Here is a 15762-nt window from a genome sequence, read left to right as displayed (position 1 = left end):
AACCGGAGGGGGCCGGAATGAGACTGCTTCTCGTCGAGGACGACAACCATGTGGCGGCCGCCTTGTCCGCGGTCCTGGCCCGGCACGGTTTCGACGTCACGCACGCCCGCAGCGGCGAGGAGGCCCTCCAGGCGCTCGTCCCCGAGGGCGCCGGCTTCGGCGTGGTCCTGCTCGACCTCGGCCTGCCCGACCAGGACGGCTACGAGGTCTGCGGCAAGATCCGCAAGCGCACCGCCATCCCGGTGATCATGGTCACCGCCCGCTCCGACGTCCGCTCCCGCATCCACGGCCTCAACCTCGGCGCCGACGACTACGTGGTCAAGCCCTACGACACCGGTGAACTGCTCGCCCGCATCCACGCCGTCAGCCGCCGCACCGCCCACGAGGACCCGGGCGCCGGCGGCGAGGACGCCCTGAGCCTGGGTTCCGTGCGCATCGAGCTGCCCACCCGGCAGGTCAGCGTGGAAGGCGCGGTCGTCCAGCTCACCCGCAAGGAGTTCGATCTGCTCGCGCTGCTCGCCCAGCGCCCCGGAGTGGTCTTCCGGCGCGAGCAGATCATCAGCGAGGTGTGGCGCACCAGCTGGGAAGGCACCGGCCGCACCCTGGAGGTGCACGTCGCCTCCCTGCGCGCCAAACTGCGCATGCCGGCCCTGATCGAGACCGTACGCGGCGTCGGCTACCGCCTCGTCGCCCCGGCCGCCTAGCGGGGACGGGTGCGCACACGTCTGCTGCCGCTGCTCATCGTCCTGATGGCGGCGGTGCTGCTCGCCCTCGGCTTCCCGCTCGCCGTCAGCATGGCCGCGGGCGAACAGCAGAAGGTGGTCGTCGACCGGATCGACGACACGGCGCGGTTCGCCGCCCTCGCCCAGTTCGTCACCGACCGGCCCACCGGCTCGCGCCAGACGGTCCCCGACGAGCGCCTGGAGACCCTCAGCCGCGAACTCGCCAGCTACTACAAGGTCTACGGCATCCGCGCCGGCGTCTTCTACCGCTCCGGCACGCCCATGGCCAACGCGCCGTCCGACTGGTCGCTGCCCCACGTCGGGGAGGTGCGCGAGGCCTTCGGCGAGGCCCTGCTGAGCCGCCGTAGCCACGACCCCGCACAGGTCTGGCCCTGGCAGCGGCACCGGCTCGTCGTCGCCTCGCCCGTCATCCGGGACGGGGACGTCGTCGCCGTCGTCCTCACCGACTCCCCGACCGGGCAGATGCGGGCCCGGACACTGCACGGCTGGCTGGTCATCGGCGCGGGCGAGATCGTCGCCGTGCTGGTCGCCGTCGGCGCGGCCCTGCGGCTGACCGGATGGGTGCTGCGTCCCGTACGGGTACTCGACGCCACCACGCACGACATCGCCACCGGACGGCTCAAGTCCCGGGTGGCGGCGGCCGGCGGGCCCCCAGAACTCAGAAGGCTCGCCCGCTCGTTCAACGAGATGGCCGACAACGTCGAGGACGTCCTCGAACAGCAGCGCGCCTTCGTCGCCGACGCCTCCCACCAACTGCGCAACCCGCTCTCCGCGCTGCTGCTGCGCATCGAACTGCTCGCCCTCGAACTGCCCGAGGACAACGAGGAGATCGCCTCGGTCCGCACCGAGGGCAAGCGCCTCGCCCAGGTCCTGGACGACCTGCTCGACCTCGCGCTCGCCGAGCACGCCGAGGCGGACCTGCAGCTCATCGACATCGGAGAACTGACCGAGGAACGGGTGGCGGCCTGGGCGCCGGCCGCCGGGGCCAAGGGGGTCCGGCTGACGGGCGACTGCCCCGCGACCACCGCCTGGGCCGACCCGGTCGCGCTGTCCTCCGCGCTGGACGCGGTGATCGACAACGCGGTGAAGTTCACACCCGGAGGCGAGCGCGTCGACGTGACCGTCTCCGGCGCCGGCGACGCCTCCAAGGTGGTCGTCGCCGACAACGGCCCCGGCCTCACCGACGACGAACTGGCCCGCGTCGGCGACCGGTTCTGGCGCAGCGGCCGTCACCAGAACATCAAGGGCTCCGGCCTCGGCCTGTCCATCACCCGCGCACTGCTCGCGGCCGGCGGCGGCTCGCTCTCCTACGCCCACCACCACCCGCGCGAGCCCCGCGGCCTGAAGGTGACGGTGACCGTGCCCAGGACGGACCCGCGCGGCCGTCACGGGGACGGCGGTACGGACCTCACGGCTTGACGGAGCGGTAGTAGCGGCGCGCGCCCTCGTGCAGGACCAGCGGATCGGTGTAGATGGCGGTGCGCAGGTCCACCAACTGCGCGGAGTGGACGTGCGCGCCGATGCCGTCCCGGCTCTTGATGACGGTCCTCGTCACCCACTCGGTGAGCCGCGGATCCACGTCCTCACGGGTCATCAGCACGTTGGAGACGGCGATGGTCGGCACGGTCGAGCCCCTCTGCACGCTCGGATACGCCGACTCCGGCATGTTGGTGGCGCGGTAGTAGCGCGTGGCGCCGCCCTGGGCATGCAGCTTGGTCACCAGCTCGGGTCCGATCGGCACGAACCGGAACGCGAACTTCGAGGCGAGCTGTTTGAGGCCGTCCGTCGGCAGCCCGCCCGACCAGAAGAACGCGTCGATCGCGCCCTGACGCAGCCGGTCCGGCCCGGTGTCGATGCCGTCGGCCATGGGCTGGATGCCCTGGTGCGGGTCGATCCCGGCCGCCTTGAGGACCCGCTCCGCTATCAGCCGGACGCCCGACTCCGGCGGCCCGACCGCCACCCGCTTGCCCCGCAGGTCCGCGACCGACCGGATCCGCGAGCCGGGCGCGACGACGAGCTGCACGTAGTCGTCGTAGAGGCGGGCCACGCCGCGCAGCCGCGCCGCGCCCGGACCGTGTTCCAGCTCGTACGTCTCCACCGCGTCGGCCGCCGCGATGGTGAAATCGGACTTGCCGGTCGCCACCCGCGCCACGTTCTCCTGCGAACCGTCGCTGGTCAGCAGCCGCACCTTCAGATTCGGCATGTCCTTGCCGAACGCGGTGCGCAGCCGCTGGCCGTACTCCTGGTAGACGCCGCGCAGGGTCCCGGTGCTGAAGGTGATCGTCCCGCTCGGCGGCCGCTCGCCCAGCGGCAGCAGCCACCACAGGAGCAGCCCGAGGACCACGACACCGACGGCCGCGCCCTGCAGGCCGCGGCGCCTGCCGACGGAGGGGAACACCTTGGACATGCGCGCGATCCTGCCAGCAGGGGCCCACCACTGACCAGGCCCGCGCCCGCGCCGTGCACGCGGAGCCGGCGGACCCGGCGCCGGGCGGCGCGCCGCCGACGGGCCGGAGGAGCGTCGCCCGTGGTGGCGGGCCCCGGTGGGGCCGGGCCCGCCGAGGGCCGCGGGGGCGGCTGCCACGGCACTAGAGTCGCCGTATGAGCACCTCGCCCGCCGACCTCGTCCGTCAGTTCCACCGGGCCTTCGGGCTCGGCGTCCGCGCCACGCCGGCCCGGGTGTCGCCAGAACTCGCCGCGCACCGCGGGGAACTGCTCGCCGAGGAGGCGGCCGAGGTCGCCGAGGTCTCGGTCGACGGCCCGCTCGACCGGCTGGCGCACGAACTGGCGGACGTCGTCTACGTCGCGTACGGCACCGCCCTGGTGCACGGCATCGACCTCGACGAGGTGCTCGCCGAGATCCACCGCGCCAACATGAGCAAGCTCGGCCCGGACGGCCAGGTCGCCCGCCGCGCCGACGGCAAGGTCCTCAAGGGCGAGCACTACCGGGCGCCCGACGTGTCGGCCGTACTGCGCCGCCAGGGCTGGGACACCGACGCGGCCTGACCCGGGCTCAGGACACCGGGTCCGGAACGTCCGCGGCCGGCGCGTCCCGCTCCGGACCACCGGCCCGGGGCGTCGGGCGCACGCACCGCACGGCCAGCACCAGCGCCAGCCCCGACAGCGTCACCACGTCCTTGAACGCCCTGCGCGTCGGGGCCTCCAGGCAGGGGAACGTGAAGTCGGGCACCTGCGGCACGAGCGCCGCCCAGAACCAGGGCGAGCGCGTCACCGGGTCGGCCGTCACGGTGGACGCGAGCAGCAGCGGCACCACGACGACCAGATAGTGCTCGTAGGACGGCCGGGAGAGCAGGAACGACGCCAGCATCAGCATCGCGGCCGTCTCCGCGAGCCGTGCCGGACCCGCGTCGGCGCGCCGCCAGCGCCGCCAGGCGCACACCAACCCGGCCGCCGCCGCGGCCACGGCCAGCGCCCCGGCCAGGACCCGCGGCACCCCGAGCCGTGGCAGCACCGCCGGCCAGGAGCAGTCGAACGGCCGCATCAGGGCGTCCCCGCCCCTGAGGAGGAAGGGCAGCGTGCGGGTGAAGAACCCGCCCGGGTCCGGCATGACCGCCGCCGCCGTCACGGACAGCGCCACGGGCAGCAGCACCATCCACGCCGCGGCCCGCCGGCGCCGGGCCAGCACCAGCAGGACCACCACCGGCACCAGCAGCGGCTTCACCGCCACCGACACCCCGAGCACCACCCCGGCGGCGTCCCAGCGTCCGCGGTCCGCCAGCAGCAGGGCCGCCGGCAGCGCGAGCACGGCGACCGCGGTCCAGTTCCCCAGGTCCACCAGATGGCCGACCGGGGCCCAGCACAGCACCAGCCCCAGCAGCCCCAGCACCGCGAACCGGCTGCGCGCCGGCACACGGAACAGGCGCACCGCGCACCACCAGCCGGCCGCGACCAGCCCCACGCACACCACGGGCGCGGCGACCCGCAGCACCGACAGGGGCAGTAGCGCCTGCCCCGCGGCGAACAGCACGGCGCTCGGCAGATAGAGGAACCGCCGGTCGGCGTACGGCGCCCCGCCGTGCAGCCAGACCTGCCCGGCATGGACGACGAAGGCGTTGTCCATGCCGCCCTGGGGATGCACCAGGGCCACGTGCGCCGCCCGGGCCAGCAGGACGACGGCGAGGACGGCGACCGGGACCGCACCGGCCGGCCGCAGCAGCCAGGCGCGCAGGGCCCAGGCCGAGGGCACTTTCGGGGCGGACGTCGTCGGTGCGTCACGAAGCTGCATCACGTACCTGTCCGGGAGGGCCGCGGGGAAGAGGACCGCGGCTCGGGTGCTCGGGCGGGGCCGCCTTCGGCGGGGCGGCCGTGAGCGGAGGGGGATCGCCGTCCCGGAGCGGGAGGAACGCCCCCATTCTGGTCCTGGCACCCCCGCGAGCGGGGCAGGAACCGGCTCGTGTCGCGATCACGCCGCGAGCGGCGGCCCTCGGCCATCACCCGTCCGGGGCACTTCGCCGAGCGCCTACCCTTAGGGCATGAGCAGCATCGACCGGAGCCGAGAAGTGGGCGTCACTCGCAGCTATGAGATCCGCACCTACGGGTGCCAGATGAACGTCCACGACTCAGAGCGGCTGGCCGGGCTGCTCGAGGACGCGGGGTACGTACGGGCGCCCGAGGGCTCGGACGGGGACGCGGACGTCGTCGTCTTCAACACCTGCGCCGTGCGCGAGAACGCCGACAACCGCCTCTACGGCAACCTCGGCCACCTCGCCCCGAAGAAGGCGAAGCGGCCCGGGATGCAGATCGCGGTCGGCGGCTGCCTCGCGCAGAAGGACCGCGACACCATCGTGAAGAGGGCGCCCTACGTGGACGTCGTCTTCGGCACCCACAACATCGGCAAGCTGCCCGTGCTGCTGGAGCGCGCCCGCGTCCAGGAGGAGGCGCAGGTCGAGATCGCCGAGTCGCTGGAGGCGTTCCCCTCCACGCTGCCGACCCGGCGCGAGAGCGCGTACGCGGCCTGGGTCTCCATCTCCGTGGGCTGCAACAACACCTGCACCTTCTGCATCGTCCCGGCGCTGCGCGGCAAGGAGAAGGACCGCCGCACCGGCGACATCCTCGCCGAGATCGAGGCCCTGGTCGGCGAGGGCGTCTCCGAGATCACCCTGCTCGGTCAGAACGTCAACGCCTACGGCTCGGACATCGGCGACCGCGAGGCGTTCAGCAAGCTGCTGCGGGCCTGCGGGAACATCGAGGGCCTGGAGCGCGTCCGCTTCACCTCCCCGCATCCGCGCGACTTCACCGACGACGTGATCGCGGCCATGGCCGAGACGCCGAACGTGATGCCGCAGCTGCACATGCCCCTGCAGTCCGGTTCCGACACGGTCCTGAAGGCGATGCGCCGCTCCTACCGCCAGGAGCGCTACCTCGGGATCATCGAGAAGGTACGCGCCGCCATCCCGCACGCCGCGATCACCACCGACATCATCGTGGGCTTCCCCGGCGAGACCGAGGAGGACTTCGAGCAGACGCTGCACGTGGTGCGCGAGGCGCGGTTCGCCCAGGCGTTCACCTTCCAGTACTCCAAGCGGCCCGGCACCCCGGCCGCCGAGATGGAGAACCAGGTCCCCAAGGAGGTCGTCCAGGCCCGCTACGAGCGCCTCGTCGCCCTCCAGGAGGAGATCTCCTGGGAGGAGAACAAGAAGCAGGTCGGCCGCACGCTGGAGCTGATGGTCGCCGAGGGCGAGGGCCGCAAGGACGGCGCCACCCACCGCCTGTCCGGCCGCGCCCCCGACAACCGCCTGGTCCACTTCACCAAGCCGGACCAGGACGTCCGCCCCGGCGACGTGGTCACCGTCGAGATCACCTACGCCGCCCCGCACCACCTGCTCGCCGAGGGCGCCGTCCTCGACGTGCGCCGCACCCGTGCGGGCGACGCCTGGGAGAAGCGCACCGCCGCCGAGGCCGCGAAGCCGGCGGGCGTCATGCTGGGCCTGCCGAAGATCGGCGTGCCCGAGCCGCTGCCGGTCGTGGCGGGCAGCGGCTGCGGCTGCGACTGAACCGACGGGGGCGTACCGGGCACGCCCCCGGGACGGCGCACGGCGCGGTGCGCCTCTTGAGGGGCGGTCCGGGACACGCCCCAGCGGGCGCACACGCGAGGGGACGCGCGCCCAAGGGGGCGCGGTGAGGTACGCCGCAGGCGCGGGGTCCGGAGCCGTGCCGGGCGCGGGCCCGCGTCCGAGGGAGCGGGGAACGCCGCGCTCCGCGGCGGGGTGAGCCGGCGGGGCGGCCCCGGGGTTACCCTGCCGATCATGCTTGTCGCCGCCGCAGTCTGCCCCTGCCCGCCCCTCCTGGTGCCCGCCGTCGCCACCGGGGCCGCCCCCGAACTGGCCGCCGCGCGCGCCGCCTGCGCGGATGCGCTGGGTGTGCTCGCCGCCGCCCGGCCCGACCTGCTCGTGGTCGTGGGACCCGCCGAGGAGTCCGGGCGCGGCCCGCACCCGGAGGGCGCCCGGGGCTCCTTCCGGGGCTTCGGCGTCGACGCGGACGTACGGCTCGGCCAGGACCGGGGCGGTGCGCCGGAGCGCGAACTGCCCGAGTCGCTCGCCGTCGCCGCGTACCTGCTGGAGCGGACCGGCTGGTCCGACGCCCCCGTCGAGGGGCTGGGCGTGGGCGAGACGCTCGCGCCCGAGCGCTGCCTCGCCGCCGGCCGCGACATCGCCGGGCGGGCCGACCGGGTGGCGCTGCTGGTGATGGGCGACGCCAGCGCCTGCCGGTCGCTCAAGGCGCCCGGTTACCTCGACGAGCGGGCCGAGCCCTTCGACGCCGAGGCCGCGCGGGCGCTGGGCGCGGCGGACGTGGCCGCGCTGGCGGCGCTCGACGCCGGCCTGGCGCGGGAACTGAAGGCGGCGGGCCGGGCCCCGTGGCAGGTGCTCGCGGGCGCGGCCGAGGACGCTGGCCTCTCCGGCGCCCTGCTCTACGACGAGGCCCCCTACGGCGTGGGCTACCTGGTGTCCACCTGGTCCTGACCGGCCGCCCGCACAGCCCGCCACGGCGGCCGTGCGCGCCCACGTCCCTCCACGGCGGCCGTGGGCGGCCCCACGTCCCTCCACGGCGGCCGTGGGCGGCCCCACGTCCCTCCACGGCGGCCGTGGGCGGCCCCAGGACCCTCCACGGCGGCCGTGGGCGGCCGGAAACGCGTCGGGGGGCGGACGGGACACCCCGGCCCACCCACCGACGCCCTCGTGGCCCGCACGCCCTCGTGGCCCGCACGGCTTCGCGCCCGCACGGCTTCGCGCCCGCACGGCTTCGCGCCCGCACGGCTTCGCACCCGCACGGCGTCGCGGTGCGGGCCGACCGCGGGCGTGGCCGCCGCACGGTCCGCCGTCGCCGGCGGCTGCCTCAGGAGGTGGGCGGGGGAGGGGTCCGGGGCGGCGCGGCCCGTTCGTCGCCCCGCGTCCCGTCCGGGCCCGGGCCGCCCCGCTGGGCGAGCCGGTCCACGGCCTCCTTCGCCTTGCCCGTGCCCGCGTGGATCTTCTCGCTGTACTTGCCCTTGGTCTTCTCGTCGACCACCTTCGCGGCCCGGTCGAGTCCCTGCCCGATCGAGCCACCGTGCCGCTGCGCGAGGTCCGAGACCTTGTCCTTGGCCGGACCGAGCCTGGCCTTCATGTTGTCCAGCAGACCCATGGTTCACCTTCCCGTGCGGGACAGTTACGTGCGGGCGCCCTTGCCGGTCTCCTGCCCTGCCGCCTCGTCGGCGGACTGCTGCTTGGGGATCTCCACGCCCTCGGCGGCGCCTCCGGCGTCCGCCGCCTCCTGGGCGCCGCCGTCCCCGGACTCCGCGGCCTCGGGGCCGACGTCCGGGCCGCCGTCCTCCGGTGCGCCGTCCGGCTCGGGGCCGGCGTCCGGGGCCGACGCAGCGCCGGCCGGCTCCGCGGCGGCCGACGCCTCCTCCACAGCCCTGGACCTCCGGAAAAGTCGCGCAAAAACGCCCATGTCCACTCCATACGTTACTTGTGCGGGCGGAATCCCGCGTGGTCCGCTGTGTCCGTAGCGGCGCCCGCGCCACCGCCCGACGTGATCCGGGCCGCGGGAACCTCTCAACGGGCAACGACGCGGCGACCGCGCTGTCACGTAACTCGTTCGAGGCACCCCCGCGGGGTTTGCGAAACTGGTGCGGTGAGCAGCGCACCCCCCGCACCCCGCGTCATCGCCGTCGTCGGCCCCACCGCGGCCGGAAAGTCCGATCTGGGCGTCTTCCTGGCCCAGCGTCTCGGCGGCGAGGTCGTCAACGCCGACTCGATGCAGCTCTACCGAGGGATGGACATCGGCACCGCGAAACTGACGTCCGAGGAGCGCGGCGGCATACCGCACCACCTCCTCGACGTCTGGGACGTGACGGTCACCGCCTCCGTCGCCGAGTACCAGCGCCTCGCCCGGGAGCGGATCGACGCCCTGCTCGCCCAGGGACGCTGGCCCGTCCTGGTCGGCGGATCCGGCCTGTACGTCCGCGGGGCCGTCGACAACCTGGAGTTCCCCGGCACGGACCCGCGGATTCGCGCCCGGCTGGAGGAGGAGCTCGCCCTGCGCGGCTCCGGCGCCCTGCACGCCCGGCTGGCCGCCGCGGACCCGGAGGCCGGGCGGGCGATCCTGCCCAGCAACGGCCGCCGCATCGTCAGGGCCCTGGAAGTGATCGAGATCACCGGCCGCCCCTTCACGGCCAACCTCCCCGGCCACGACTCCGTCTACGACACCGTGCAGATCGGCGTCGACGTGGCCCGTCCCGAGCTCGACGAGCGCATCGCGCGCCGGGTGGACCGGATGTGGGACGCGGGGCTCGTGGAGGAGGTGCGCGCCCTGGAGACGGAGGGCCTGAGGGAGGGGCGTACGGCCTCACGCGCGCTCGGCTACCAGCAGGTCCTCGCCGCGCTCGCGGGCGAGTGCACCCTCGAGGAGGCGCGCGCGGAGACCGTGCGCGCCACCAAGCGCTTCGCGCGCCGCCAGGACTCCTGGTTCCGCCGCGACCCGCGCGTGCACTGGCTGAGCGGGGCCGCCGCGGATGTCACGGAACTTCCGCACCTGGCTCTGGCGTTGGTCGAACGACCGGTTACAGCCTGATCACGTCATGGCATCGGGAAGCCCAGGCCGTCATCCAGGCCTCCGGCGCCGTGCCATCATCGTGCTTCGATCGACCTGATGGAGTCCTAGTTGGGAGGGCGCGTGGCGATGGAGGCCGGCCCTCGCGACACCGCACAAGGCGGCACCGAGCACGTCACCGCGGAGCACGCCGGTACGGAACCGGACGAGGTCTCGCTCAGCCCCGACGGCCCCGACGGCGCGCCGGGCGGTGTGACCGAGGACGGTCCGGCGCCCGAGGAGATGTTCGCCGGGCCCGAGGTGGAGGTAGAGCTGCGCCCGCAGCGGCGGCTGCGCATCTGGCAGCTCGCGCCGATCGTGGGTCTGGCCGCCGTCGGTTCGCTGATGTTCGCCTTCCCGCTGGCCTTCGACGGCGACAGCGGCGCCATGATCGCCATGCTCGGCCTGCTGATCTGCTCGTGCGCGGCGGGCTGGGGCATGATGGCCGCGCGCCGCGTGGGCTACACCTGGCCCGGCCTGCCGCCGCGAGGAGCGGGGCGACGCCCCGACTGGCGGCTCATCGGCGTCTACGCCCTGCTCGTGGCCGTGGTCGTGGTCCTCGCCGTCTGGCGGGTCGCCCGGCTGCGCTAGGGCGTGTTCCGAAAGTCCCGCCTGTCTCGCGGCGTCTGGTAGGCGCGCTGACCCGGGCAGAACAGCCGGGGCGCACGACCGGGCCTGTCGCACCCACACCGTACGATCGAGGCATGAGCTCGCGCATCGCCTTCCTCAAGGGGCACGGCACGGAGAACGACTTCGTGATCCTCCCCGACCCGGAGAACGCCCTCGACCTGTCCCCGGCCGCCGTCGCCGCCCTGTGCGACCGGCGCGCGGGCATCGGCGGCGACGGCGTGCTGCACGTGGTGCGGTCGGCCGCGCACCCGGAGGCCCGCCACATGGCGGCCGAGGCGGAGTGGTTCATGGACTACCGCAACGGCGACGGCTCGGTCGCGGAGATGTGCGGCAACGGCACACGCGTGTTCGCGCGCTACCTCCAGCACGCCGGTCTCGCCGCCGAGGGCGACCTCGCGATCGCCACGCGCGGGGGCGTGAAGAAGATCCACATCGCCAAGGACGGCGACGTCACGGTCGGCATGGGCAGTGCCCGGCTCCCCGAGGGGGACGTCACGGTGAGCGTCGGCGAGCGCAGCTGGCCCGCGCGGAACGTGAACATGGGCAACCCGCACGCGGTGGCCTTCGTCGACGACCTCGCGGACGCCGGCGACCTGCTCTCCCCGCCCCCCTTCAGCCCGGCCGCCGTCTACCCGGACGGCGTGAACGTCGAGTTCGTCGTCGACCGCGGCCCCCGCCACGTCGCGATGCGCGTGCACGAGCGCGGGTCGGGCGAGACCCGCTCGTGCGGCACGGGCGCGTGCGCCGTCGCCGTGGCCGCCGCCCGCCGCGACGGCGCCGACCCCGCCGTCACCGGCGCCCCGGCGACCTACACGGTCGACGTTCCCGGCGGCACCCTGGTCATCACCGAGCGGCCCGACGGGGAGATCGAGATGACCGGTGCCGCGGTCATCGTCGCCGAGGGCGAGATCGCGGCGGACTGGCTGGAAAGCGTCGTCGGCTGAACGTACGCCGACCGGCCGTTCACAGGGACGGCCGACGAGGCGAGGGCAAGATCCATGCCCGAGACCCAGGTGGGAACGGGAATCCACGGTCACCCGCGCGCCAGGTGACCGAAAACCGTAAACCTCCGGATCGTCGCTCGAATGGGTGATCCGTTTCACGCTCCCCGAGAGGTGGTCGGCCGAGTGTGCTGGGCTCGGTAGCATCAAGCACCGGCCCGGACGGGGGATCCGACGCCAACCCCTGAGCCGAGTACGCCCTGGGGCACCCCGTCCGCCGGTCCAGCAGCCGGAGGTGCCCATGAGTGCGGATGCCACGAATCCCGCGGCCCCGGGACCGGTGGTGCCGGCGGCGCCCCGCAGAAGGTCCCGCCCGCGGCTCGACCTGCGCCGGCTGGGCCGGGCCGCGCTGCTCGGCCCCGCCGCCCGCGACCGGATGCCCGACGCCATCGGCCACATGGCCGAGGCTCACCGGGCCCACTTCCCCGACGCCGACCTCGAACCGCTGCGCCGCGCCTACGTCCTGGCCGAGTCCTCGCACCGCGGCCAGATGCGCAAGAGCGGCGAGCCGTACATCACGCACCCGCTCGCCGTGACCCTGATCCTCGCCGAACTGGGTGCGGAGACCACGACGTTGACCGCGTCCCTGCTCCACGACACCGTCGAGGACACCGACGTGACGCTGGACCAGGTCGGCGAGCAGTTCGGCGCGGAGGTGCGCTACCTCGTCGACGGCGTCACCAAACTGGAGAAGGTCGACTACGGCGCCGCCGCCGAGCCCGAGACCTTCCGCAAGATGCTGGTCGCCACCGGCAACGACGTCCGGGTGATGTCGATCAAACTCGCCGACCGGCTGCACAACATGCGCACGCTCGGCGTCATGCGCCCCGAGAAACAGGCCCGCATCGCCAAGGTGACCCGGGACGTGCTCATCCCGCTCGCCGAACGGCTCGGCGTGCAGGCCCTCAAGACCGAACTGGAGGACCTCGTCTTCGCGATCCTCCACCCCGAGGAGTACGCGCACACACGTGAGTTGATCGCGGAGAACGCCGCCCGGCCCGGCGACCCGCTCACCGAGGTGGCCGAACAGGTCCGCGGGGTGCTGCGCGAGGCCGACATCACCGCCGAAGTCCTCGTCAGGCCACGGCACTTCGTCTCCGTCCACCGGGTCTCCCGCAAACGGGGCCGGCTGCGCGGCTCCGACTTCGGCCGCCTGCTCGTCCTGGTCAACGAGGACGCCGACTGCTACGGGGTCCTCGGCGAACTGCACACCTGCATGACGCCGGTCGTCTCGGAGTTCAAGGACTTCATCGCCGTCCCCAAGTTCAACCTGTACCAGTCGCTGCACACCGCCGTCGCCCGAGACGACGGCCAGGTCGTCGAAGTCCTCATCCGCACCCACCAGATGCACAAGGTCGCCGAGGCCGGCGTCGTCGCGCTCGGCAACCCCTACGCCGCTCCCGCCGAGGAGCAGAGCGCGGGCGACGGCGAGCGCGTCGACCCGACCCGCCCCGGCTGGCTGTCCCGCCTCCTCGACTGGCAGGAGGCGGCGCCCGACCCCGACACCTTCTGGTCCACCCTGCGCGAGGACCTGGCCCAGGACCGCGAGATCACCGTCTTCCGGCCCGACGGCGGCACCCTCGGCCTGCCCGACGGCGCCACCTGCGTGGACGCCGCCTACGCCCAGTACGGCGAGGACGCGCACGCGTGCATCGGCGCCCGCGTCAACGGCCGGCTGGCCACCTTGAGCACCGTCCTGAGGGACGGCGACACCGTCCAGCTCCTCATGGGCCAGGACCCCGCCTCCGAGCCCTCCAGGGAGTGGCTGGAGCACGCCCACACCCCGGCCGCACGCATCGCCATCCAGCGCTGGCTCACGGCCCATCCGGCCGCGGCCGACGTGCCGCCCGAGGCGGAGCGTGAGGCCCGCGGCGCGAGCCCGGACACCGCCGACGCCCCCGACGGGCCGGGGGCCGACGCGCACGGCGGCCGGTCCGGCGCCGGGAGCGCCGTCGTCGTCGACCGCCCCCACGCCACCGTGCGGCTCGCCGGCTGCTGTACGCCCGTGCCGCCCGACCGGGTCGCCGCGTTCGCCGTGCGCGGGGGAGTGGTGACCGTGCACCGGGTCGAATGCGCCGCCGTCGAGCGGATGAAGGGCGCCGGGCGGCCGGAGGTCGGCGTGCGCTGGGGCGACACCACCGCGTGCCGTGTGACGCTGCTCGCCGAATCGTTCGGCCGCCCCCATCTGCTCGCCGACCTGACCGAGGCCATCGCGCTCGAAGGGGTCGAGATCGTCTCGGCCACCGTGGCCCCGCCGGCCCAGCAGCGAGTCCACCACACCTACACCCTGCAACTCCCCGACGCCGCCCGGCTGCCCGCCCTCATGCGGGCGATGCGCGGCGTCCCGGGCGTCTACGACGTCAGCCGCGCCCAGCCGTGACAGACGTCGGCCGCGCCCAGCCGTGACAGACGTCGGCCGCGCCCAGCCGTGACAGCGGCGGGAGCCACCCCTCCAGGGGCGTACGGGGGCGCGCCCGGAGCGCGACTCGTCTCGCGCTCCCGAAGAACCCGATCGAGTGGCCCGGGAGCGCGCCGCCGCCGTACCGCCCTCACGCGCTGATAGCCGTGTGTGCATGCCGCGCACCCTCCGTCACCGCGTCCCGCGTCGCCTGAAGGCGACCCTCCTCGCGTCCGCCGCCTCGGCCGCCTGCGTCTGTCTCCTGGCCGCGAGCGCCCCGCCCGCGCCGCTCGGCGTCGGCGACCGCCTCTTCCCGTACCTCGGCAACCCGGGGTACGACGTGTCGGCGTACGACCTGTCCTTCGCCTACTCCGGCGACAACGGCAAGCCGCTGCGGGCCGTCACCACGATCGACGCCCGCACGACCAGGTCCCTGGAGAGCGTGAACCTGGACTTCGCGCACGGCGCCGTCGACTCCGTCGAGGTCGACGGCGCGCCCGCGGCCTTCGCCTTCGCCGGCGAGGACCTCGTGGTCACCCCGCGCACCCCGCTGCCCGCGCACACGCGGACGCGCATCACCGTCCGGCACACCAGCGACCCCGTCCCCGAGAAGGGCCGGGACGGCGGCTGGGTGCGCACCGCGGACGGACTGGCCATGGCCAACCAGGCCGACGTCGCCCACCTGGTGTTCCCGTGCAACGACCACCCCTCCGACAAGGCGATGTTCACCATCCACGTCACCGCGCCCGAGGGGTACACGGCCGTCGCCAACGGCCTGCCAGTGGGCGTCGCCCGCAGCCGTGCCACGACCACCTGGACCTACCGCACCGGGCACCCCATGGCCACCGAACTGGCCCAGGTCTCCATCGGCCGCTCCACCGTGCTGCACCGCCCCGGCCCGCACGGCCTGCCCGTCCGCGACGTCGTCCCCACCAAGGACCGCGCCGCCCTCGAACCCTGGCTGGCCAAGACCCCGGACCAGATCGCCTGGCTGGAGAGCAAGGTCGGCCGCTACCCCTTCGAGACGTACGGCGTGCTCATGGCGTCGGCGAAGACCGGCTTCGAGCTGGAGACGCAGACCCTCTCCCTGTTCGAGAAGGACCTGTTCACCGATGCCGCCTACCCGAAGTGGTACGTCGAGTCGGTCATGGTGCACGAGCTGTCCCACCAGTGGTTCGGCGACAGCGTCAGCCCCCGCTCCTGGTCCGACGTGTGGCTCAACGAGGGCCACGCGACCTGGTACGAGGCCCTGTACGCCGAGGAGAGGGCGAACCGGCCCATGGAGGCCCGCATGAAGGCCGCCTACGGCGCCTCCGACGGCTGGCGCGCGGCCGGCGGCCCGCCCGCGCGGCCCAAGGTCCCGAAGGCCGGCGAGAAGATCGGCATCTTCCGCCCGAACATCTACGACGGCGCGGCCCTCGCCCTCTACGCGCTGCGCCAGGAGATCGGCAAGCCGGCCTTCGAACGCCTGGAGCGCACCTGGGTCCGGGACCACCGGGACGGCACGGCGACCACCGCCGACTTCGAACGCCTGGCCTCGGACATCGCCGGACGCGACCTGAGCGGGTTCTTCCAGGCGTGGCTGTACGGCGCCAAGACCCCGCCGATGCCCGGCCACCCGGACTGGAAGCAGGCGCCGCCCCTGAAGTCGGCGAAGAGCAAGAAGTGACGGGGGACGGGGAGGGCGAAGCGGCGCCTTGGGAGAGGTCAGCCGAAGCGGCGCCCCGGGAGAGGTGACAGGGCGGGCCGACGGGGAATAACACCATGACGAGACGGGCCGTGCCGTGCGACCATCATCCGGTCGACGCGGCACGGCGCCCGGGAATCTCCCGGGGCTCCCGTGCGTTGTCAGCAGTGCAGGAGTGGCGGTGGCAGCGGATGCGGCCTGACCGCAGCCCCAGCG

At 74.1% G+C, this 15762-nt stretch carries 14 protein-coding genes; 10 read left to right on the top strand and 4 right to left on the bottom strand.

Features of this window, described 5'->3' with window-relative positions; genetic code table 11:
* Positions 1-17 precede the first annotated feature (17 nt).
* Both ACH5A8_RS09400 and ACH5A8_RS09395 read left to right on the top strand, forming a co-directional pair.
* Positions 18-704, top strand: a complete 687-nt coding sequence (locus ACH5A8_RS09400; protein ID WP_398999685.1) for a response regulator transcription factor — start codon at positions 18-20, stop codon at positions 702-704.
* A gap of 9 nt (positions 705-713) precedes the next feature.
* On the top strand, positions 714-2162 hold the full coding sequence (locus tag ACH5A8_RS09395; RefSeq protein ID WP_398999683.1) for an ATP-binding protein: 1449 nt from the start codon (positions 714-716) through the stop codon (positions 2160-2162).
* Here the strand turns inward: ACH5A8_RS09395 and ACH5A8_RS09390 are convergent.
* A complete protein-coding gene (locus ACH5A8_RS09390) occupies positions 2152-3150 on the bottom strand; it encodes a TAXI family TRAP transporter solute-binding subunit (RefSeq protein WP_398999681.1) in 999 nt (332 codons plus the stop codon). The two genes, ACH5A8_RS09395 and ACH5A8_RS09390, sit on opposite strands and share 11 nt — an antisense overlap.
* Positions 3151-3344: 194 nt before the next feature.
* Between ACH5A8_RS09390 and ACH5A8_RS09385 the strand changes: the two genes are divergently transcribed.
* Positions 3345-3749 (top strand): MazG nucleotide pyrophosphohydrolase domain-containing protein, encoded by a 405-nt coding sequence (locus tag ACH5A8_RS09385; protein ID WP_398999679.1) that lies wholly within the window; start codon positions 3345-3347, stop codon positions 3747-3749.
* 7 nt (positions 3750-3756) lie between these two features.
* On the opposite strand, the gene ACH5A8_RS09380 is transcribed toward ACH5A8_RS09385, so the two are convergent.
* The gene (locus ACH5A8_RS09380; protein WP_398999677.1) at positions 3757-4989 is read right to left on the bottom strand and encodes a glycosyltransferase 87 family protein; all 1233 of its coding nucleotides are present in this window, start codon (positions 4987-4989) and stop codon (positions 3757-3759) included.
* Positions 4990-5236: 247 nt separating this feature from the next.
* Here ACH5A8_RS09380 and miaB point away from each other — a divergent pair, with 247 nt between their 5' ends.
* Both miaB and ACH5A8_RS09370 read left to right on the top strand, forming a co-directional pair.
* Positions 5237-6757: a tRNA (N6-isopentenyl adenosine(37)-C2)-methylthiotransferase MiaB gene (gene miaB / locus ACH5A8_RS09375; protein ID WP_398999675.1), complete on the top strand. Its 1521-nt coding sequence runs from the start codon at positions 5237-5239 to the stop codon at positions 6755-6757.
* A 252-nt stretch (positions 6758-7009) separates the two neighbouring features.
* Entirely contained in the window at positions 7010-7723 is a 714-nt protein-coding gene (locus ACH5A8_RS09370) for a class III extradiol dioxygenase subunit B-like domain-containing protein (protein ID WP_398999673.1), read from the top strand.
* A gap of 373 nt (positions 7724-8096) precedes the next feature.
* Here the strand turns inward: ACH5A8_RS09370 and ACH5A8_RS09365 are convergent, their stop codons facing one another.
* Both ACH5A8_RS09365 and ACH5A8_RS09360 read right to left on the bottom strand, forming a co-directional pair.
* Positions 8097-8381, bottom strand: coding sequence for an antitoxin (locus tag ACH5A8_RS09365; RefSeq protein WP_398999671.1), 285 nt, complete (start codon positions 8379-8381; stop codon positions 8097-8099).
* A 24-nt stretch (positions 8382-8405) separates the two neighbouring features.
* Complete coding sequence (locus ACH5A8_RS09360; protein ID WP_398999668.1) at positions 8406-8651, bottom strand: hypothetical protein; 246 nt, start codon at positions 8649-8651, stop codon at positions 8406-8408.
* 222 nt (positions 8652-8873) lie between these two features.
* Between ACH5A8_RS09360 and miaA the strand changes: the two genes are divergently transcribed.
* From miaA to ACH5A8_RS09335, 5 genes are all read left to right on the top strand, one after another.
* The gene (miaA, locus tag ACH5A8_RS09355) at positions 8874-9812 is read left to right on the top strand and encodes a tRNA (adenosine(37)-N6)-dimethylallyltransferase MiaA (RefSeq protein ID WP_398999667.1); all 939 of its coding nucleotides are present in this window, start codon (positions 8874-8876) and stop codon (positions 9810-9812) included.
* A 108-nt stretch (positions 9813-9920) separates the two neighbouring features.
* Positions 9921-10421 carry a hypothetical protein gene (locus tag ACH5A8_RS09350; protein ID WP_398999822.1) on the top strand — a complete coding sequence of 167 codons (501 nt, stop codon included), beginning with the start codon at positions 9921-9923 and terminating at the stop codon, positions 10419-10421.
* A gap of 113 nt (positions 10422-10534) precedes the next feature.
* The gene (gene dapF / locus ACH5A8_RS09345) at positions 10535-11404 is read left to right on the top strand and encodes a diaminopimelate epimerase (RefSeq protein ID WP_398999664.1); all 870 of its coding nucleotides are present in this window, start codon (positions 10535-10537) and stop codon (positions 11402-11404) included.
* A 298-nt stretch (positions 11405-11702) separates the two neighbouring features.
* Positions 11703-13841 (top strand): RelA/SpoT family protein, encoded by a 2139-nt coding sequence (locus ACH5A8_RS09340; protein WP_398999662.1) that lies wholly within the window; start codon positions 11703-11705, stop codon positions 13839-13841.
* Between the two features lie 193 nt (positions 13842-14034).
* Positions 14035-15528 (top strand): M1 family metallopeptidase, encoded by a 1494-nt coding sequence (locus tag ACH5A8_RS09335; RefSeq protein WP_398999660.1) that lies wholly within the window; start codon positions 14035-14037, stop codon positions 15526-15528.
* The last annotated feature ends 234 nt before the right edge of the window (positions 15529-15762 follow it).

Origin of the sequence: Streptomyces sp. NPDC018610 (assembly GCF_044391765.1) — a bacterium.
In the GTDB taxonomy this organism is placed as follows: Bacteria; Actinomycetota; Actinomycetes; order Streptomycetales; family Streptomycetaceae; genus Streptomyces.
Note: the sequence above shows the minus strand (reverse complement) of the source record. Positions and strands in the feature narration are given on the sequence as shown.